This window comes from Rhodohalobacter sp. 8-1, from assembly GCF_038150125.1.
Taxonomy (GTDB): domain Bacteria; phylum Bacteroidota; class Rhodothermia; order Balneolales; family Balneolaceae; genus SW132.
On record NZ_JBBVMF010000021.1, the window covers coordinates 59,012 to 80,469 of the forward strand.

Genomic DNA, 21,458 nt, shown 5'->3' on the forward strand with positions numbered 1-21,458 from the left:
CAATTCACGTGCGTTCATTGTTCATATTCATCTTTCACAGATTCCCACCAGCTGAGGAAGATTCCGTAAAACTCTTTAGTTTGATCGATTCCCGCATCTCTCATCTGGGAATCAATCTCAGCTATTTCACCATCTTGATAGCCCACGCCTCCAACTCTTAAGCGGTTAGATTCACCACGAAATCCGCGATCGACCAGAAAAGTCGCGTTGTCATTTTCAACTAAGATTATTCGGACTTCAAACCGTTCTTCGCTCACCATCAAAAGAAGGTCGAATTGCCGTTCGCCAATAAAGAAAGGCACTCTTGACGTAAGCTGATTTTGATTAAATTGGCCGTCGCTCATCAGTCGTTCAGCGGGTACAGGAAGGGCAACGGGATTGTCTTCCATCCACTTAACGAGTGCGTTGTAATCAATCTCACTATAATCCTCCCCAAAGTCTTCCAGATTTTTCATTCCTACTTCAACGCCCGTTAAGTCGGTTCCCCTGCCTGTTGGCCCGCCCAGCCGGCTTCCACCCTCAACACCCGACATTCCGCCGGTTGCACCACTGAGAGTTGAGGTGGCTTCCATGGTGATACCAGAACTACTTGCGTCACTGTTATTTCCCAAAGTACGCCTGTCGGCTCTTGATGATCTCATTCCCCGATCTGAGAGGGTTTTTAACCCGCCCATTTGTTCCAGTTCAGAGTCTTCAATCCGGAGTGAGCGGCTCGGTGTGGTCTCTGTCTGCTGACGAGCCCCGGGCTGCCTTGAATCCCTGTTTATGGAAAGGTCAACTTTTACTCCCTCGGGCAACACCTCACTCATGTTTATTCGCTTCGGCGGTTCAGGTTTTGCTTCTTCCACAGGTTCCTCTTGTATTTCCTCAGTTTCCGGTTGTTCAGACTCTTCTTTTAGTTCTGGCTCCGGCTTAGGTGCAATTCTTGTAATATTTAACTGGCTGATCTCCCGGATATATTCCCGGGCTGAGTCTGCCTCCTTCACTTCAATAAAGGCTAAGAGGATATAACCAAACAGGCATAAGGCAAGCGTTACTAACACCGGTGCCCGATTCTTTTTAGGGATTTCTTGTTTTTCAGGTATAATCATCTATAAACGGAGTGTTTCTTCATTTACGTTCTTAGGGATACCCAGCTTGTCACAAAGATCAAGGACATCGATAAATGTCTGCATCTTTGCTTCAGCACTCAGCTCCAGGAGAGCCAGAGGGGTGAGGCCCTGAGATCGGATTTGATTTCTATACTGAAGCAATCCATTCTCGAGTTCTTCAACGGAGTCAAATACGCCTATCAGTCGTTCAGATTCTACTTCCGAAACACGAAATTTTGTGGCTGATTCAACTTCAATGGTCATCACCAAAGGCTGCCTGTCTTCGGATGGCTCACCGGGGTCACTTCCCGGTAATTCGATCTGGGATCGTACGGTAATATCACTGATGATGATGAATCCGAAAAGCAGGATCAGTCCGATATCGATAAATCGTATTAAGAAGGAGTTATTTTTCATAGTCAGATTATCTGCTTAGTAGTCTTACATCAATCGATTTTTTTACACCTACTTCGTCACATATCCTTGCGGCTTCAATGGTGTATCGTGCCTGCGTGTCATAATTGGCGCGAATTCTTACTTTAGCGAGATCCCCATAACGGTTTTGATGTTGCTGAATATACGTTTGAAGGTCAAAAGCACTGCTAAAACTCAAATTATCGCGTTCGTCGAAATAAGTGCCCTCGGGTGTGATGCCGATGTAAATAACATCAAAAAGCTCAGCTTCCGACTGTTCGGTTTCCGAACTGCTTGGAAGGATGATCTGTGAATCTTCATCGATATCGGAGATTACGATAAAGCCAAACAGCAGTATGAGAACCACATCTACAAATCGTAAAAGGTAGCTGCCTTGCTTCATACCGTCACTTCCTGGCCTACAGCCTGAAATTTTTTGCTAATGTTATAGTCGCCAAGATCAATATCCACTGCATTAAAGCCCGGTTCATCGCCCAGTGTGAAACCTGTTTCAACACGACCTTCTTTATTGGTTTTTTGAGTAAGTTTACTTTTTCCATTGTCGAACGTCCCATTTCCCATTGTCACTTTCATGGATACTTCTGTGTCTTTCACAGGATTTTCATATTTGTCCTGTACGACAGCAACAATCGGTTTTTTGATAGGCTTACCCGTTTCAACTGCCTGGTGATTATTCAATATCTTCAAGTTTTCAGGTTTAGCTGCTTCCACTGCAACGGAGATCTCCTTTCTTACCTGGTGGAATTTTTTGTCCGCCACCCGTATACCCGCTTTCTGCGTACCCGCTTTTCCATAGAGTGACCAGTTGAATGTAAATTTGCCGTTTTTATCGGTTTTAAAAGAGTGATTACCGGACTTTCCATTTACTTTACCGGCATGCATCAAAACGACCTCCACTGCCTGATCTGCTACAGGCTCACCATTTGTTCCCATTAATTGCATATCTATATTTTTGATCTCTTCACCTGCCGGGTAACTGTCCTTAATGGCTGATTTTTGAAGAATCTTATCGGGTTTATTTTCAGGTTTAGGCTCCGGCTTTGGTTCGATAACTGATTTCTCTGACTTGGAAGAATTCTTACGATCGGCTTCCGAAATCTTATCACGGATTTCATCTGAAGCTTTAGAGTTATTGTTAAGATTTTTTCCAGCTGAGTTCAATGTTGTCCGGGTTGGCGGAGCGTCCGTTGATTCGGGATTGTCGGAGAGTTCAATAAGCCGAAATCGCATTTCGTCAGCTTTATCGGTAACCTTTTCAAGACGTTTGGAGAAGTAGCCTTCGGTAAGAGTAGATGCAAAATTGAGTGTGATACTGACCACCAGCCCAAGAAGTGTTGACATCAGTGCAAGGCCCATCCCGGCGAGAATGGTCTCTTTTTCGAGACTACCGGTATAAAAAACGACAAACATTCCCCAGACTGTCCCCAGGAGTCCAAGTGCACCGGCGGTGTCAGATAGAAAATCAATCCTGTTTTTGAACGAGTTGAAGTTATTTTGCTGCAACTGGCTATAGTTCGAGATCTCATCATGCAGATAGTCTGCATTTTTATTGGTCTGAAACACATTAATTAATTTTGCCATGACCCTTGACAGCATGTGATCCGTCTGTCGTTCAAGCGTTCGTACCATCTGTTTCAGGTTCAGATCAGGGAATGGCGTGTTCATTAAAGCTGTGGATTTATTATTATCTCTGTAGAGCTCAAATACTTTCAGGCTGATGAGGAATAATCCAACGACAAGAATCGCAAATATTGGATAGCGAATATTTCCGGCCTGCCCCACTAAGGTCCACATACTCGAAGATTCAAGTAGGTTCTCTTCCCCGCCTTCTGCAACCTGGGTTGTATCTGTAGTGTCTGGGACTACTTGAGTGACTCCGTGAGCGTTATTCAGTGCCACAGTCAGCGACATCAAAAGAGTAAGTAATAAAATCAGAGAATACTTTTTCATAGCGGCATCAATTGTTTTTGAGAATTATATCAATTGTGTCAGGATCATTAATAATCTTCTGAACATCCTTGGTTATGTCGATCGTAATTTTTTGATGAATCTTTTGAACATAAATGCTTCTCTCGTTCGATTGATAGTCATTTCCATCAGCAGACCGCCAGTTTAGTGAATACCTGTATACCCCGGGTTCAATAAGGCTTCCGTTTTCAAGAATCCAGTCCCATTCAATCACATCAGGAACTGTTGAATTGCCCCGTATTTCATGCACTGGATAACCATCATTATTTACTATATGCAACGTCCAGTTCCGGATATCAACAGGGTGGGTATTAATAGTCTGTATTTTGGCAAGAACAGGTTCCATTTTGGTTAGATTCTCATTGCGAACTAATGGGGATATAATCGGTGTATTAAATCGAACAGAATCTTTTTGAGAGGGCAGGGTAATTTGCTCAACCTTTATTGGCTGTCCGGAACGGTCCCAAATCTCGTTTCTGAGACCAGCCGCTCTGATCTCATTTCCCTGGATCGTGTTTATATTGACTGGAATTAAGTCTTCCCTTCCAAGTTGAGTGAGTACGTAATTAATGGCTTCCCTGTATTGAGGTGAAATTGAAGAAGTTAGCTCAACAGTTTCCGGTATAGGAGCAGATGGCCGCAACATTTCTGTCGAATAAGGCGCAGTGTCTTTACCGGGGTCATCACCGAGTTCGCCAAGATCATAGTCCGAAAGAGCAGACAGGTCCTCCGGAGTTATGGTTTCTTCATCGATTTGCCTGACGATTTCCTTTTCCCGATAGATCACGTGATCAGTTTGGGAACTCAGGAAAATGTCTCCCGGAATGGATGGTTCAGGGACATTGCTTTCAAATGTTGGAAAAGTGGGTGGAAGGCTTTGTTTCTCAGGAAGCTTCGGGAGCTTATTGAACTCATATACAACGGAAAACATATGTGTACCGCTTGAGTTACCTGAAAACTCATTTACCGGGAGTTCAAACTGGTAGTTTACACTGTATCCGCGGCCAACATGAGCCTGGCCTTCCAGGTATGCGTTATTGAAATTTGTATTTGCACCGCTGCGAAGATAAAAACCACGGCTCGAGAATAGCTCAGCGTGCAGCGAACTTTCGATGCCATATTCGCCGTAAATAAGTTCAAAGGTTCCTTTCAGTAGACCGTAACGGTAACTGGCACCACCGAAAAACTCTCTTGCCACAGTGGCATCGCCGGAGGAAAGGGAAATATTAGGTTCATTGAGGTTTCGAACGCCTGTCGCTAACTCTACATCACGCAGAGGGCGAAAATAGATTCCGGCTGATGAGTTAAACGTGAACTTAGAATACCCGCCGCCAAAGACCGGATCCTCAAAGTCAAATCCTACGAAATTGTCGCTATTATAGCTCAGATGATAAAGTGAAATATTTGCACCTACCGATAGGTTGTTTATAATACGGTAGGACGTACTGACACCGGTTTGACTTCTGCTGAATATTGGGCTGTCGAAATACTGAATATTCGCACCACCGCCAAATTTAGAGCCGTACAGCCGTGGAAACAGAACAGAAAAATAACCTTGTTTATAGCCGATGCCGGATTCATCAAAAAATCCGAGATGATAGCCTTTAAGTCCAAGGGCAATCTGTGAATTTTGGAACGACATGATGGCCGGATTTGAAAAAACAGATTTACTATCCATTGATCCGGTTGATGGGCCAAGCAGCAAATCCTGTCCAAAGGCGGAATTGGCCAGAAAGAATAAAATAGCGATGAATAAAAGTTTTTTGAGGCTGTTCATTCTTTATCAGATTATAGCGCGAGTGTGATTGATCCCCTGCCCAGCAGTTGATTATTTTCTTCAACGACATACAGATAGACGCCCGGCGTTAGATAATTACCGCCGGAATCTCTACCATCCCACTGAATAGATCCGCTGTTCAAATCTCTCAGTGTTTGAACTAATCGACCGTTAAAGCTGAATATTCTTACTGTTGGATTAGAGGCTGTACCGAGCCGGGAAAAATCGAAGTCTACTTCATCATTAAACCCGTCATTATTGGGTGTAAATGGATTGGGGCTTATGGTGAGTGATCCCCTCTGTATTTGTATAGTAGTGGAAATGGAATTGTTTTCTGTCGTGGATTCATCAATTTCATCTTCGGGATCCACAACAAACCGAACCTCATTTGTTCCTTCCCTGCTGAATGAGTGTTCAAATGTGAAGGATCGGGCGTCGCCGGGATTAAGCGTTTCAGTAAACCGGATGCGTTCCTGCTCGTCATCATTTACAAGGAAAATCAGGTCAAACGGATCACTCACAACTTCATCGCGATCCAGCTGGAAACTTGCATCAAACCTATAGGATTGTCCGATAAGATAATCCCCGCTGATTGACTCTGCTGATATCTGAACGGCTACGAGGTCGGGCAAAGGTTCAATTCCTGTTCCGCGAACAGGAATTGTGTATTCAATATTGTCAAAATCGGAAGAGCCCGTAATTTGCAGGTCTGCAGTATACAGAACAGTATTCACCGGGCTGAACTCCATCGTAACTGACTGTTGATCACCGGCGGGAATGGAATAGGTTTCTGGACCGTGCAGGTCAAATACTTCCGGATCTTGCCCCTGTAGGAGTAATTCTATGTCAATATCAACATTGCCAGAGTTGGTAATAACAAATTCTGAAGATTCTGTGAGATTGATTTCTACCTCGCCAAAATCAATTAAATCGGGCAGTGTCAATTCTGTAATTGGCTCCGTACCTGTTCCGGTCAGAAGTATGCGATACTCAAGTACACCGCAATCGGATGTAGCTGTGATGACCAGTTCGCCTTCGAAATCACCAATGTTATCCGGAATGAATGACAGCAACACATCCTCATCCTGATTGGGTCCAAGTGTAATAGTCCCGGGACTAATGAGGTTGAACACATTTTCATCTGATTCAATGGTAAGCTCAAGGTCCACGCTTGTATTTCCTGTGTTAAGAATGGTTGCCGTTCGTTCAACGGTTGTTCCGACCATGGTATCTCCGAAAGCCACTTCATCCGGTGTTTCCAGATCACTTTCAATACCGCGTCCCGAAAGTTCAAATTCTACACCCTCCATGAGTACTCCGCAAGCGCGGTTATAGATCATGGTCACTGCTCCCTCAAAAAATCCACGCTCTTCAGGCGCAAACGTTACGGGCACAGAAAAGACGTCCCCGGGGTCGATCTCAAAACCGGTTACATCCGTCGAGAATCCATTACCCTCTAAAGAAACCTGAACCCCAAGCGGAAAAGGACAAAAATTGGTTACCTGAATTTCTTCAGTAACTGACTCCCCGAGACACACATCTCCAAATGCAAGGTCATTTCCGCCAAGGCAGGCAGCACGGGATGCCTCATTAAGTAAAACCGTTACTTCTCCCGTGGTTTGATTGGTTACCGCAAGATCAATGGAGCCATCATCATTAAAATCGGATGAGGTCAGCCCAACCGGGCCTGAAAGATTGTTCAGAAAGGCCTGGCCGGTAAATCCTGCAGAGTTATTAAAATTCAACAGGATGTTTCCAGATCCAAAATGGGAGCTTATCAGATCAAGAATGCCGTTTGCGTCTGGGTCGGCAGAGATTCCGAATACAGGCCTGGTCAACTGTCCGCTGGAAAGGGTATTCAGCAGTGCATAACTGCCAGAAATGTTTTCATAAAGGTAAACATCAGTTTCATCACTTGAACCGAGAAGTATATCCGGGAAATCATCACCACTGCCATTAACTGTAAAGTTATCTAACAAAATAAAGGTGGGTGTGAAAGCCAGCTCATCAATCAAAATTTCGTAAGAGAAATTTCCTTCACCATCGTTGATGAGGCCCGCTACCCTGTTTTCACCGGAAAGAGCCGCCACGATATCCGGATAGCCGCTGTTGTTAACATCGTCAACCACTATGGATAGCGGAACAAAGCCAACGCCGATTGAGATTGGTGAGGCAAAAGTACCGTCCCCATTATTGTAATGAATCACAATGTCGTCTGATCCGGCAGCAGCAACCACGAGGTCCCGATATCCGTTATTGTTCATGTCGGCCGCAACTACATCAACCGGCCGGTCTCCTGTGTCAATCAGTTCTACATCAAAGTCGAGCTGGCCATCTGCACGGTTTTGAAGCAGAATAAGCTGATTGCTCAGAGTGGCAGCCACAACAAGATCGGGATATCCGTCACGGTTCAGATCGGCCGATGTAATACTTGAGTTGGCTGGCAGGGTGGTGGATCGTAAACGGCTCTCTTCACCGGCGATCTCTTTTCCGGCATTTGGGTCAATCCCTGTTTCAAATGAGTTTCGGACCAGGTATTCACCCGTAATATGAATCTGATTTTCAAGGACAGTGACTTCGCTGTTGTTGGAGTTGATCACCACCAGGTCGGACAGTTTATTGTTATTAATATCAATCGCCTGAATAGCTGAGGGCTCGCTTCCTTCACCCAATTCATACATTGTATCGGTAAACCGGTCTGATCCTGCCTCTGGTAGAATGGTGAACCGCCACTGCTGCGGACTTGAAAGCGGAATTCCTCCATCAGTAAGCAGGTCAGTTGTCACCGTGATAGAAAGAACTTCTCCCGCTATATAGCCGCAGTCCGCGATTAAGCGGATTCGGTTTGAAGCGATTTGTTCAAATTCCACAGAAGCAGATCCGGACAGCGAGCTATGAATAAAAACGCTGTTCTCAGCGGTAGAAAAGTCAATATCCTGGCTGAACTCGATCTCAATCGGATCTGATCCGATTACATCGGTGCTTTGAGGAGCAGGAGTGCGTTCGGTAATAGTGAACTGACCGTAAGCATCTGCAGCAGAGAAGAACAGCAGGAAACCGGCCAATAGTAAGATAGTAAGGGGTATGAATTTAGTTTTGTGCATGATCATTCTTCGTTCAGTCCAAGTTCAGCCTGCATCTCTTTGTAGCGGTCGATATCCCCGGTGAGCTCGTAGGCGATCATTAGTTTTGCTTTGATGGAGCTGTTTTGCGGATCACTGTCCAGCAGTCGGTTCCCGGCATCGATCACCAGCTCGTAGTTGCCGCTGTCCAGGTAGATGCCCGCCAGCACCTCCAGCACCACCGGGTCGGTCGCGTTGCGCTCCAGGCAGCTGACCAGGTAGGGCTCAGCCCGCCGTACTTCGCCTCTGTTATAAAGGGAAAGCGCAAACTGCTTTAGATTGTCGTAGCTGTTTTGCTTGCTGATCAGGTCGCTGAAAGCCTCTTCGGCGCGATCGTATTGTGAGGTTTGCAGGTAGGCATCGGTGAGCAGCCGGTTGGGTCGCCAGTCTTCCGGGTGTTCCCGGCTGATCGGCCCGGCAACACTAATCACATCTGAAAAGAGCTCCTGCTCAATGAGCATTTCCGATAAATTTAGGCCGCACTCCAGGTGTGCGGGTTCAAACTCCAGGCAGGCCCGGTAGGCTGTTTCCGCCAAATCGGGCTGCCCGAGTTTCGCTCTTGATTTCGCTAAGAGTGGATAGGCTTCCACTCTATCCGGAAATACCTGCAGGGCAAGCTCAAACTGCCGGACTGCCCGTTCATACCTGTTGTTTTGATGGGCCTCAATGCCGTCGTTAAATTCCACCCTATAGTTTCGCTCACGAAGAAACTCAATATGTTCTCTGTATACGGATGACCGGTTGATAGATCGGTCGAAATAGGTATTCGCCTCGGCATAGTTCTGTTCCCGGCTCAGCAGGTTGCCCATCAGGTAGTTCGCCTCCGGGTCCTGCCCATTGCGCGAAAGCTGCTGCTGAACCACACCTTTGGCACGGTTCAGGTCACTCCCCGACATATGATGGTTGAACTCCCGCATTAGTGTACTTTCGCAGGCTGACAAGAAACCGAGAGGTAATACGAATAAAAGACAGATTAAAAGATATCCGGTACGAGTCTGCAGATGGTTTGCCATATAAAAGTCCTTGTATGGAACGAACGAAATTGCTCTAAAGTCACAATCAGGCGACACCAGTGAAATACTGCCCAAATTCTACAGAGTAGAAGAATACGGATGCATTTTTTAATGCCGGGTTGCCACCTGAATGGATTATTTGGTAAGAGTTCCTCGCAGGCTGGGAGAGGTGCGGAAAAGTTTTTGAGATAGAATTGTAACAAACAGAGCTTTAATCTTTTCCCTCGCGTTACTTGTAATCTTTGTATTTATACAGATGATTCTGAGCTAAAATGGGTCAATACCTTGTAATTCAGAGACTTTCTCACTGATTATGTAGGTGTTGTTATTGTGCCAGAAATCATTGCGACAGGTGTTAATAATGCATTCCTAAACGCTGTAATTGCTTTTCTTAAATTAGATAGCGTTCAAGGCCATACACCTACGTCAGACGATTACGTAGTGTCTGGTTTTAAACCAGCAGAGCATCATCAATACATCAAGATTCCAAGAACAATTATTAGGCAAAACTATTCGAGTGCAAACAGATATAATTTTGGAGAGAGGATTGCGATTCTTTCTGAATGCCAATTTAATGTCACAATCGCAGACGGCCAAGTATCACTGAGTGAGGATGGAGACTTTCCTTCTATTGTAACTACAATAAATAACCAATTCCTGCCTGTAAGAATTGGTACGGATGACCAATATTACATTACTGCCAGGCAACTTTATGGAAAGAGTGAGATCCCGTTTGTGCCTAGGTTTGACTATTTCGAGGCGTTTAAGGATTCGCTATTGTATTGGGATGCGGAGAGTGAGGATTTCGAGAAGTTAGATTGAGCTAAATTTGGTGATGTACTAGTCTTCAAAAGACTTTAATAAATTAGTTTTAATGGCTTTGTTGTTCATGAAAGGGGAATTATTGGTTTGCAGTTATTCTCTGTTAAACTGTTTAATAAACACATATATCAGATGTAATTTTGAGTCTTGTGACAACACATACCACTAAAACCTTGTCAAATAATTTCATTTAATGACAAGAAAAATTCTGCAACGTAAATTTTATGTAATGAACTTAAGTAAAAGTAATTACAAAATCTCTCTAAAATGAAGAACATAATCTTATTAATCTTCTCTTGTATAATTTTTCTGATAGTGGGTCAAGGTAGTGCATTTTCGCAAAATAATGTGATCGATGAATGCTTAGATAATTTTTACTATATCAATATGGATGAGATATCATCTCTTGAGCAGACCGGCTGCATAATAGAGAGATCTATTGAATTCAGTGAAGATCCTCAAATTGAGGGTTTGGTCAATTTTCATGTCCCCAATAACTTTGCTGCAAGTTGGTCGAATATATATAAGCTTTTTAGTAAAAATTATTTTTTTGGGGGTGTAAAGAACATCTATGATTATGATGAGAGGTTGCAACGATATAGCGATGTGATAATTGAATATGCAACATTTTCTGAAGCACCAGTTAATGTTATTAAAGACTATCAGATAAAATATATAGTTGATAGATTTCCAAATTCTGATCCAATCTTAAGAGATGGTATGCTTGATTTTGCAAAATCAAGTGTTACATCTTTACAGACAATTGGGGACATATCAAATGTCTTAAATGTTGTCGATAATTATTCATCAAAAGTTGCAGAACTTTATGAGTATACAGATGCAAGTAATATTTATAATTTTCCAGACTCCTTCGGAGGATTTAGCAATCTATCTAAACAGTTTGGAGCCGTATTTTCAGCAGTAAATATTGGTCAAGAATTATCTGATGTTTTTGCACAAAGTTTATTGATGCATGCACTAAACAATGAAATTTCTTTGTATCGTTTATATGAACTCAAAAAGTATTTGAACGATTCAGAAATTATCACAGACCCTGCATTTAATGAAGCCTTTTTGCTTGCTGAAGAATATCTTAAAAATTATCAAACTGAAGAATATTACAAGCTCTATTTAGAAGAAATCAAGGAAAGTTTACCATCTCTTGCTCTCGAAAGTGTTAGTCTAGCTAAATTTTTTATTGGTTCTGCCGTCGAAAGTTCACTAAAGGCTAAATTGGTTTCCTATTACAGTGCAAAACTTGGTATTTCATCTGCTAAGGCTGCCACTATTGCAGGGCCAATTGTAGTAAAGGCAAGTCTTGCTCTTTTTGCAGTTGTTGGGACAGCACAGGCTCTTTTATGGATTGATGATTCTGTAAATAGTGGTATGCGAACCGTATTAGCCTCTACAATTGCCTACGAACTTCAAGAAAATTCAAGTGATAAGTCCCTAATTGCATATGGTGTGCTTTTGACATCAAAACATATGTTTGATACTCTCAAGAAAGATATTGACATATTATTTTTTAACGAAGATGAAGAAATCATTGAAAGTCGTTATGAAAGGTTTACTTCAAAAGCAGTTCTTTGGTTAAATGAACTTCTAATAACAGAACCGAACACATCTTCTTTATCAAATGCTTTGGTGTTACCAGCGATAGGTAATACAAATACAAGTTTCGAATTCAATATAGATTATTCGTCTACTGATAATTTTTCACCAAACTCAATTAATTTAAATATTAACGGTTCTAATTATGAGATGTCTTCTTCTCAGACTTCGTATAGAACAGGAGCGAAATATAATTACTCTACTTCGTTTTCAGAACCTGGTACTTATGATTATTTTTTTACAACCGAAGTTTCTGGAAATAATTTAAGGTATCCAAAGTCAGGGTTTTTACAACTAGAAGTTGGCCAAAGTGCAGAAGGTTGGGATTTAGCAGTAGCGGGTTCTAGTACAATAAATCCATCTCAGCCAATTGAAGGTTCTTCCATAAAAGTATCAGCTGATGTAAAAAATCAAGGCATATACACTTACGATGAAGCTACCATAGAAGCACGTCTTGTGAATCCATCTGGCACCACAATAGATACTGATAGTCAAATCCTGACTAATATCAGTCCCAATTCTAATGTTGAACAGAATCTAAGTTTGCAAATGCCCAATTCTGGGCCGGATGGAACTTACAAGGTTATAATAAGTGCGAGAGGTACCCTGGATGAGAATATTGATAATAACGTAATAACCAAATCATTTTATATCGGAGAATTACTTGGTACTCAAAGTTATTCTTCAATGGAAGAATATTTAGACGTAATGCCAGTAAACAATACAAATCCTTCTTATTGGGATGACTTTGCTGTCACATCTTTTAGCATTAATGGCGATGATTTTAATGTATCTGGCGTGGATAACGATGGAATTATTTTTGAAGGTGAAGATAACGTAAAAGAAAAAATTCTTATAGATGATATTGGTCATTACCCTGAGAAGCAGATTGCAATATATGTAAGATCAGCTTCGGCTGATGCGGTCAATCAATTAGGTTCGATAAATCGTTTAGTTGCGGATCAAACCTATGTGCCATCATTTGCTACAGATAACATATTTCTAAGTAAGGGTGAAACAGCTACCACGATTGCTACTTTACCTTCAGGTTACAGTTATGACGATTATAAGGTGTCATCTGAGGATGGAAATGCAAATGAAATTGAAAGCTGGATACGCGACATTGATCAAAATTCAAATGAATTGGCAATTACTTGGAATATTCCATCCAATGTTAAAACTGGAAGGTCTGAGATTTACTTGGTACTTGAATATGACAACGAGAACCCTACTTTTTCTAATCTTTATTTAAATGTAAGAGACCCGGAACCAGAAATTACAGCTATTTCTTCGACAACATTATCTGCAGATGATGTTATCTTCGTAACGGGAACTAACTTTGGCAACAGTGAAGGTACCATTCTGTTCAATGATTTAAATGGCGATATAAATTCCTGGACTGATACACAAATCTCAGTTACTATACCGGAAGGAATCAGCGATGGAAATCTTTTAGTTAAAAATGCAAATGGCACAAGTAACGCAAAACCGTATCAAGTCGTAAGTAGCACTGGTGATCCAATCGTGTTACAAAGTATACCCGATCAGACTATGCAAGCAGGTGGGACTTTATTTGTATCAGAACTTTCTAATACATTCGATGATCCTAATGGCGACATATTAACATACGATGTGAATATTGAACATACTGCATTAACATATGATCAAGAGAGGTTAGAGAATAGAGAGCTTGTATTAGAAGCAAATGATAATTCTTTTGGCACTCACAATGTCTCAATCACGGCAACTGATGCAGATAATGCCTCGGTAGATGATGTATTTGCGGTCACAATTGAGCCGAAAATAATCGCAGATTTTACGGTAGATGCGGATAGTGGAGGTGTTCCATTCCAAGTTCAATTTACCGATGCTTCTAGTCCCTCTGCTGTTATTTCATCCTGGAAATGGGATTTCAACAATGACGGTATTATAGACTCTGAAGAAGAGAACCCTCAATACACCTATCAAGAAACAGGCAATTACAGCGTGAGATTAATTGCTGGTGATGGTGTAAGTAATGATTCTGAAATCAAAGTTGATGCCATTGAAGTTGTTGACGGGAATCTGCCGGATATGGCTTTAAATACCGAAGAGCTCATAGAACCCATTGATTATCTGGGTGGCTCATTCAAAATATACGTCCAGAATACCGGTTTTGGCACCCTTGATTGGTCAGCTAGATCGGATGTGGATTGGATATCTATTATAAAAGAAATTACAAATGAAGAGTCAGGAGTTGGACAGGCTTTAATTACAGTCGATCCATATCAAGGTTGTGGAAGTCTTACCAGAAGTGGTAAGATTATTTTTAACTCCGAAAATGCTAATAATGAGTCAATTGTGGTAAGTTTAGAACAGTATGGAGAGGAAATGTATAGTGAAGGGCCAGACTTGGTTTCAAAATCTATTTCCGGCCCACCAATAACCAGAAAAGGCAGTCAAATAGATGTTAAAGCTGTATATAGAAACAGTGGGGATGATACTGCTCCAGCGGGATGGATCGGAAAAATTTATTTGTCCAACAATAACCAGTCGTTTGATGGAAGTGAAATAGAACTTAATTCATTTGTAGAAGAAAGTGAGTTATGCTATGAAGCTGCGGACACGGAAAAAACAATTTCTGTAAACATCCCTGATACAATAAGCCCCGGATCATATTACTTAGCACTTCATGTAGACGCAAATGATAATGTACCTGAAATTGAAGATCTTTACCCTGAATTTTTTGATTCGGATAATAACATCGTATTTGGAAATGAATTCCAAATCTCTGATACAACGGTCATTTCACCGCCTCTTCAGACCGTTCCCCAAGATGATGCAGTTGATGTATTAGTTGATTCTCCCTTTGAATGGGAGCCGGTAGAAGGAGCAGATCGATATGAGCTCCACTTCAACGCCAGTAACCCCACAGCCATGATCGTGGAGACGTTCGTTGATGGAACGCAATACGAGCATACAGAGCCATTGTTGGCAGGCAGAAATTATTCCTGGCGAGTCAGGGCCATTCAGGGTGAAACGGTCGGAGAGTGGAGCCCTATTTGGGACTTTACGACAGGTATTGACACCAGCGAAGACACAGCGATATTCACTGATGATTTTAATGATGGAGATTTTACGAGCGACCCGACATGGGCTGCGATGCCCGGTTCGATTGTACCAGCCAGTTTGTTTGTTGAAAATGGTGAATTTGGAGTTATTAGAAGTGGTGCCGGTGGAAGTGGTAGCTGTGGAGCTATTGAAACGCCGGTAAACCTGACTATTACGGATTCAACGACGGTAAATTTTGATGTTAAGGCTTCTTATTCGAGTGTAGCTGATGGATCTGGCTTTAATAATGGAGAGTTTCCGATTAATGTAAGGCTTTATCTTGAGCGCGGTAATGGTGACGATGGCATCCTTCAACTCTCATATAATTACCGTGGAGGATCCGACCGTACATCAGGTAATTTGATACAGCGAGGTTTTGGTGATGTAACGCAGGGAGTCTGGTTGAGGAATCAGCAATTTAACGTCCTTGATAACTACCCAGACGCTGTTAAAATTACTAAGATCTGGATTGGTGGCTGTGGTTGGGATTTTGAGGGATACGTTGATAATCTCAGTATTAGTAATGCAGCTGAAAATTCAAACTGGACTATTAAGGTGAATTCAGCTCCTGAAGAAGGAGGAACAGTTGAGGGGGCTGGTAGCTACAATGATGGTGACCAAATTTCTCTAACAGCAATGCCAAATCCAGGATTTGAATTTTCATATTGGAGTGAAGATGGAGTTGAAGTTTCATCAGAAAACCCAATCATCTTCGCGATTTCAGAGGACAGGGAACTAACAGCACATTTCGATCCCAAGGAAGGGCTTGTGGAGTATGGAAATTTTGCGGTATCTGCAGGTATTGTGCATTCTGATAGCGATTGGGATGCTGCAGTGGATTCCATTTTTGGAACTGGTTACAGAGTTGCAGACTGGAATGATTTGGTCAATTATCACTCTAGCGGGAAAGATATACTCGGGTTATTTGATAATCTTGGTTTAACAGACTATGGAAACAGTGTATCTGTCTATCGATCGGGTGAGAAAATCTACTCCCAATCTAGTACACTTACGAGATATTATTTCGCAACACGTCATGAAAATGACAAACCTGGCAACTATTTAGCACATGAAAATATAGATAACTACACGATTAGTCTGGGGTCGTGGGAAGGAGATCGTTTCTTACTGGCTTATAAGGAAACATCTCCAATTCAATATGTAGGCAACATAGAGCATCTGGAAATCCGTGCTGGTGATGACATGTTTAAACGATCAGATACATGGAGATATGAAGATATATCTAACTTGTTCAATGGGGGCAGCGCCCCAATAAGTTATTCGCATGAAACTAGCAATAGTGAATGGGTAGAACCTAGCATCGAGGAAAATGTGCTTCAAATCGCGGCTAAACGCGGAAATATTGAGGGTGAGGCAGCTACTATCTCTATATCAGCGACTGGATCGGATGGTGAGACAGCAACGGGTACATTTAATGTGACGGTTAGTCCGGCATTTGGTGATGTAAATGCCGACACACGTGTCAACTCTTTTGATGCTTCGCAGGTCCTAAGAAATGCTGTTGAATTGATTGACTTTAATGCTATTCAGGACGACTTGGCAGATCTTAATCGTGATAGTCGTGTGAATAGTTTTGATGCGTCACTTATCCTTCGATATGCGGTTGAACTTATTGACGAAATACCCATTAATTCAGGAACCTCTTCAGCACTGGTAATGGCATCGGCTCAATCGACTGGTGTGAGTGGCTCTGATCCGACAAGTAGGCAGCTCATCTGGGGAGCCCCTGATCAACAGGAAACAAAGATTTCGATTCCAATAAGTATCGAGGGAACGGGTTCCGTCTATTCGATTGATTTTTCCGGATCCTATGATGCGTCATTGGGGGTGGTAAGCGATATCGTTTTCAGTGATTTGCCGGATGGCTGGGTGGCAATAGATCGAATCGATGAAGACGAAGGACGAATTTACATTGCAATGGCGGGAAGCCGACCTTTTGAAGGTGATCAAATTGCGAGCCTGGAGTTTGAACTCTTGAATCTATATGAAAGTCTACCTCTTTCTGGAAATGGGACAATCAATACAACAGGATTTTCGATGGATGAGCTGTCGGTAAGAGAAATCCCAGATGAGTTTGCGCTGAATCGTAACTATCCTAACCCCTTTAATCCATCGACAACCATTAGTTATCAGCTGCCTGCAAACTCAGACGTACGGCTGGAAGTTTATAACATCACAGGTCAGCGGGTCCTTACGTTGGTAGATAAGGCAATGGATGCCGGAATGCATACTCATAGGTTTGATATGTCGGCATATTCCAGCGGTGTATACTTCATTCGAATGCAGGCAACTTCTGAAGTAGCCGCGTTTCAGGACGTTAATAAAATGACTCTGATTAAATAACTAATCTCGAATATCTTAAAACCATTTGGGGAGATGTACGAATGATTAAACATTTAATTCAGAGTCTGATTTTAATCTTTTTGTTCAGCTGCGGTGCAGTTGTCGCCCAGGATATTTCAATAAATTTCGAGGGAGAGCTAAAGGGAGACGTCGGCGAAGACGTATCGCTATCAGTTGAGGTTTCTGATCTGACAGGTTTAAACGTTTCAAACTTTGATATCCGGTTTTCTTTTGATTCAAATCTGATATCCTTTGAATCGGATGATATTGTTGAGGGAGATCTGATTAACTCACTGACAGCCAATGTGACTGACGACGATCGTATCTTGGTTAGCTTTGCAAGCTCTTCACCTATATCTGGGTCTGGTGTACTATTTGAAATAACGGGAGTGATCGTAGGTGAAGGGACAAATGATTCAGGAGTCGTCGTAACGGAACTTTTCTTTGGCGATGGATCCTTGGATGTAGCTCCGGAAATACCGTTTGATATAGTTGTTATGCCTACATCCAATGGCTTGAACATAACAAATCCCAATCGATTCAATTTAGGATCGAATTTTCCCAATCCATTTAATCCATCTACTCAGATTATCTATAGTTTGCCTTCACGATCTGAAGTGGATATCAGCCTGTACAACATTGAAGGGAAGAGATTTGCCAATTTGGAGAATGCGACAAAAAGTGGGGGAGAGCACATGTTGAGTTTAGATTTATCAGGACATCCATCAGGCTCTTATTTCATCCGGTTTGATGCGATAGCGTCTAATGGAGAAAGGTATAGTGAGTCAGAGCTAATTACACTTATCAAGTAGATAAGCTTTATTACAACAATTAAATGCTTTAGGGGAAACGTATGAAATCGAATACAGGAGTAATTAATAAGTGTGCGTTATTTTTCGCATTATTTATGTCAATTGCAGGTATTGGAAATGTCCAGGCGCAGGATGTCACTCTGTCTTTTCCGGAAGAGATAAATGGCGAACCCGGTGACCAGTTTTCGATGGACGTTGTCGCGAGTGACTTGACTGATCTTGGGATTTTCAATTTTGACGTGGAGATGTCATTTGATTCGTCACTGCTCTCGATTACGAATGAGGATATCACGGCAGGCGATGTGCTGGATAGTCCATTGACCTTAAACGTCACCGATGATGACCGGATTCTGGTGAGCTACGCGAGTTCGCAGGCGCTGTCGGGAGCCGGCATGCTGTTTACAATCTCGGGGACGCTGGCGGATGCAGGACAAAATCCGGAGGGGCTTAAAGTCACCGATCTGTTAATTGGCGATGGATCTTTAAATGTCACCCCGTCGGTACCGGTGGTCATTGATGTGGATATAGTCGATCCGCCGGAAGAGGTAGCTTTAGGTTTTGGCGGTTCGATCAGTGGCCAGTCGGGCGAGTCGTTCTCACGGGATATCACTGTGAGTGACTTGACGGACCTGGACGTGTCGAATTTTGATATGGAAATGTCGTTTGACGCGTCACTTCTCACGATTATGGATGAGGACATCCAGGGAGGCGATCTGCTGGGCGGCCCGTTGACGGTGAATGTGACCGATGATGACCGAATTCTGGTGAGCTACGCAAGTTCTCAAGTACTAGAGGGAGCCGGCACGCTATTTACAATTTCGGGAATACTTGCGGGAGCAGGAGAGAACCCGGAAGGGCTGAAAGTGACCGATCTGTTAATCGGCGATGGGTTGCTGACGGTTACGCCCTCGATACCGGTAGATATTGAAGTGGATGTCAGACCTGTGCCGATTGAGTGGGAACTCTCCACACAGCGCATTAATATGAGTGGCTCAGATGCAGCTACTACAGAATTTGGGATTACGCAGACTGCCGGAACCGAAGAGCTGATCTGGGAACTTTCTAAAAATGTTGATTGGCTGGGTTTCCCGGATGGAATGACAGGATCGGGTAGTGTGAGCGTGGCTTTAGCCATTGAAGAGAATACCCAGGCCGCATCGCGTGAGGGGCTCATTACCATCACTACTAATGCAGGCAGAGATCAGGTGACGGTAATCCAGCCAGGGCAAACGGGTGAGGTAACTTTAGGTTTTGGCGGTTCGATCACTGGTCAGGTGGGCGAGTCGTTCTCACGGGATATCACGGTGAGTGACTTGACGGATCTGGACGTGTCGAATTTTGATATGGAAATGTCGTTCGACGCGTCGCTGTTGTCGATCACGAATGAGGATATCAAAGCAGGCGATGTGCTGGATAGTCCATTGACTGTAAACGTCACCGATGATGATCGGATCCTGGTGAGCTATGCGAGCTCTCAGGTGCTGGAAGGAGCCGGTACGCTCTTTACAATTTCGGGGACGCTGGCTGATGCAGGAAATAGCCCGGAGGGGTTGAAAGTCACGGATCTGTTAATTGGCGATGGATCTTTAAATGTCACTCCGTCGGTACCGGTGGTCATTGATGTGGATATAGTCGATCCGCCGGAAGAGGTAGCTTTAGATTTTGGCAGCACGATCACTGGTCAGGTGGGCGAGTCGTTCACACGGGGCATCACGGTAAGCGACCTGACGGATCTGGACGTGTCGAATTTTGATATAAAAATTTCGTTCGACTCGTCACTTCTCACAATCACAGATGAGGACATCAATGGAGGCGATTTGTTGGATGGTCCGCTGACCGTAAACGTCACCGATGATGACCGAATCCTGGTGAGCTATGCAAGTTCGCAGGCGCTGTCGGGGGCCGGTAAGCTGTTTACGATCTCAGGGACGCTGGTGGGTACAGGAGAGAAACCGGAGGGGCTGAAAGTCACTGATCTGCTGATAGGTGATGGGACGATTGATGTAAGCCCAGCGGTGCCGATTGATATTGCGGTGATTGTTAAGCCAGAAGATAGCTTAGAAGTATCCAAGTCGGAACTAATATTTGCGCCTGCCGCAGGCTCTCTAAGCTTTACAGTAACCTCAAATCTTTACAATTGGACAGCAATAGCGGACCAGGAGTGGATCACGATCAGTGATGCATCAGGCAGCGGGGATGATGGCGAAGTTACGGTGACAGTAACTGAAAATATGGAAGATGAACCACGTAAAGGAGCAATAACTGTTTCTGGAGGTGAGCTGTTGCAAACCATTACCGTGGTTCAGGAAGCTCAGCAGCAACCAGTCACCTGGAAAAATTTTGGACATAGTGGTTTCAATGTGGATGAAAATGCAGATTGGGAAGTAGTGGTAGATTCCGTTTTTGGTACGGAATATAGAGTGGCAGACTGGTCAGATCTTATCGATTATCATGAGAAGGGAAATGACATTATACAATTATTTGATTCCCTGTCAATTGTTAAATATGGGCAATCAGTATTTGTCACACGAAATGGCAATAAGAAATATTCCGGTAACCGATGGTACTTTGCATCTCGTCATGAGGGTAGTAAGCCGGGTAGTTATCTTGCACATGAGAATATCAACAACTTTACGATAAGCCTTGGCTCCTGGGATGGTGACAGGCCTCTACTGGCCATAAAAGAGATAAGAGACCTGCCTGATCTGATGCCGGTGATTAATGAAATGTCTGTTTCAACCACCGAAGGTGCACAGTATCTATTGAATTACGAATATGACATACAGAATATAGGCCCCGGTGGGTCCGAAAATTTTGATACCTATATATATTTATCCGCCGATACTCTATTTGATGAGGATGACAGATTGCTCAAAGTTAAATCTGAATCACCACTAGACACAGAAAGCAACCGTATTATTACAGACAATGCTGTCATTCCGGATGATCTCAGCGCCGGTGATTATAACTTGATTATTTATGTAGACAAGACGGGTTTAATTGAGGAAGTGGATAAGAATAATAATATTGATGTTTATAGTCCTGTTATTGTTTCAATTGAAGAGCCTGGCAATATTCCTTCTTCCTTCAAATTATCGCAAAACTTTCCCAACCCCTTCAACCCAACCACACAAATAGAATATGCACTACCGGAAATGACTTATGTAATGGTTGAAGTTTACAATATGCTTGGGCAGCGTGTAGCTTTACTGGTAAATGAGGTAAAAAGTGCAGGCCTTCATCAAGTGAGCTTCGATGCCTCAAACTTTTCAAGTGGTGTTTATCTGTATCGCCTGCAGACGGATTCCTATACGGAAACCCGACAGATGATGCTGATTAAGTAATCTTTCAAT

Annotated in this window: 11 protein-coding genes; 4 read left to right on the forward strand and 7 right to left on the reverse strand. The window is 43.0% G+C overall.

Features of this window, described 5'->3' with window-relative positions; translation table 11 throughout:
- Positions 1-14: 14 nt before the first annotated feature.
- From AABW11_RS16760 to AABW11_RS16790, 7 genes are read right to left on the reverse strand one after another with little or no spacing between them, the layout of a single operon-like run.
- A complete protein-coding gene (locus AABW11_RS16760) occupies positions 15-1,091 on the reverse strand; it encodes a hypothetical protein (protein ID WP_340106290.1) in 1,077 nt (358 codons plus the stop codon).
- Positions 1,092-1,508: an ExbD/TolR family protein gene (locus AABW11_RS16765; RefSeq protein WP_340106291.1), complete on the reverse strand. Its 417-nt coding sequence runs from the start codon at positions 1,506-1,508 to the stop codon at positions 1,092-1,094. It abuts the gene before it with no gap.
- A gap of 7 nt (positions 1,509-1,515) precedes the next feature.
- The gene (locus AABW11_RS16770; protein WP_340106292.1) at positions 1,516-1,908 is read right to left on the reverse strand and encodes an ExbD/TolR family protein; all 393 of its coding nucleotides are present in this window, start codon (positions 1,906-1,908) and stop codon (positions 1,516-1,518) included.
- Entirely contained in the window at positions 1,905-3,476 is a 1,572-nt protein-coding gene (locus AABW11_RS16775; protein WP_340106293.1) for a MotA/TolQ/ExbB proton channel family protein, read from the reverse strand. The genes AABW11_RS16770 and AABW11_RS16775 overlap by 4 nt, the downstream gene beginning before the upstream one ends.
- Before the next feature lie 7 nt (positions 3,477-3,483).
- Positions 3,484-5,271: a type IX secretion system membrane protein PorP/SprF gene (locus tag AABW11_RS16780; protein WP_340106294.1), complete on the reverse strand. Its 1,788-nt coding sequence runs from the start codon at positions 5,269-5,271 to the stop codon at positions 3,484-3,486.
- A gap of 11 nt (positions 5,272-5,282) precedes the next feature.
- Positions 5,283-8,375 carry an FG-GAP-like repeat-containing protein gene (locus AABW11_RS16785; RefSeq protein WP_340106295.1) on the reverse strand — a complete coding sequence of 1,031 codons (3,093 nt, stop codon included), beginning with the start codon at positions 8,373-8,375 and terminating at the stop codon, positions 5,283-5,285.
- A 2-nt stretch (positions 8,376-8,377) separates the two neighbouring features.
- Positions 8,378-9,406: a tetratricopeptide repeat protein gene (locus AABW11_RS16790; RefSeq protein ID WP_340106296.1), complete on the reverse strand. Its 1,029-nt coding sequence runs from the start codon at positions 9,404-9,406 to the stop codon at positions 8,378-8,380.
- Positions 9,407-9,736: 330 nt separating this feature from the next.
- Between AABW11_RS16790 and AABW11_RS16795 the strand changes: the two genes are divergently transcribed.
- The 4 genes from AABW11_RS16795 (at position 9,737) to AABW11_RS16810 (ending at position 21,449) form a co-directional block, all read left to right on the forward strand.
- Positions 9,737-10,228 carry a hypothetical protein gene (locus AABW11_RS16795; RefSeq protein WP_340106297.1) on the forward strand — a complete coding sequence of 164 codons (492 nt, stop codon included), beginning with the start codon at positions 9,737-9,739 and terminating at the stop codon, positions 10,226-10,228.
- 267 nt (positions 10,229-10,495) lie between these two features.
- Positions 10,496-17,293: an InlB B-repeat-containing protein gene (locus tag AABW11_RS16800; protein WP_340106298.1), complete on the forward strand. Its 6,798-nt coding sequence runs from the start codon at positions 10,496-10,498 to the stop codon at positions 17,291-17,293.
- A gap of 41 nt (positions 17,294-17,334) precedes the next feature.
- Complete coding sequence (locus AABW11_RS16805) at positions 17,335-18,105, forward strand: T9SS type A sorting domain-containing protein (RefSeq protein ID WP_340106299.1); 771 nt, start codon at positions 17,335-17,337, stop codon at positions 18,103-18,105.
- A 41-nt stretch (positions 18,106-18,146) separates the two neighbouring features.
- The gene (locus tag AABW11_RS16810; RefSeq protein WP_340106300.1) at positions 18,147-21,449 is read left to right on the forward strand and encodes a BACON domain-containing protein; all 3,303 of its coding nucleotides are present in this window, start codon (positions 18,147-18,149) and stop codon (positions 21,447-21,449) included.
- Positions 21,450-21,458 lie beyond the last annotated feature (9 nt).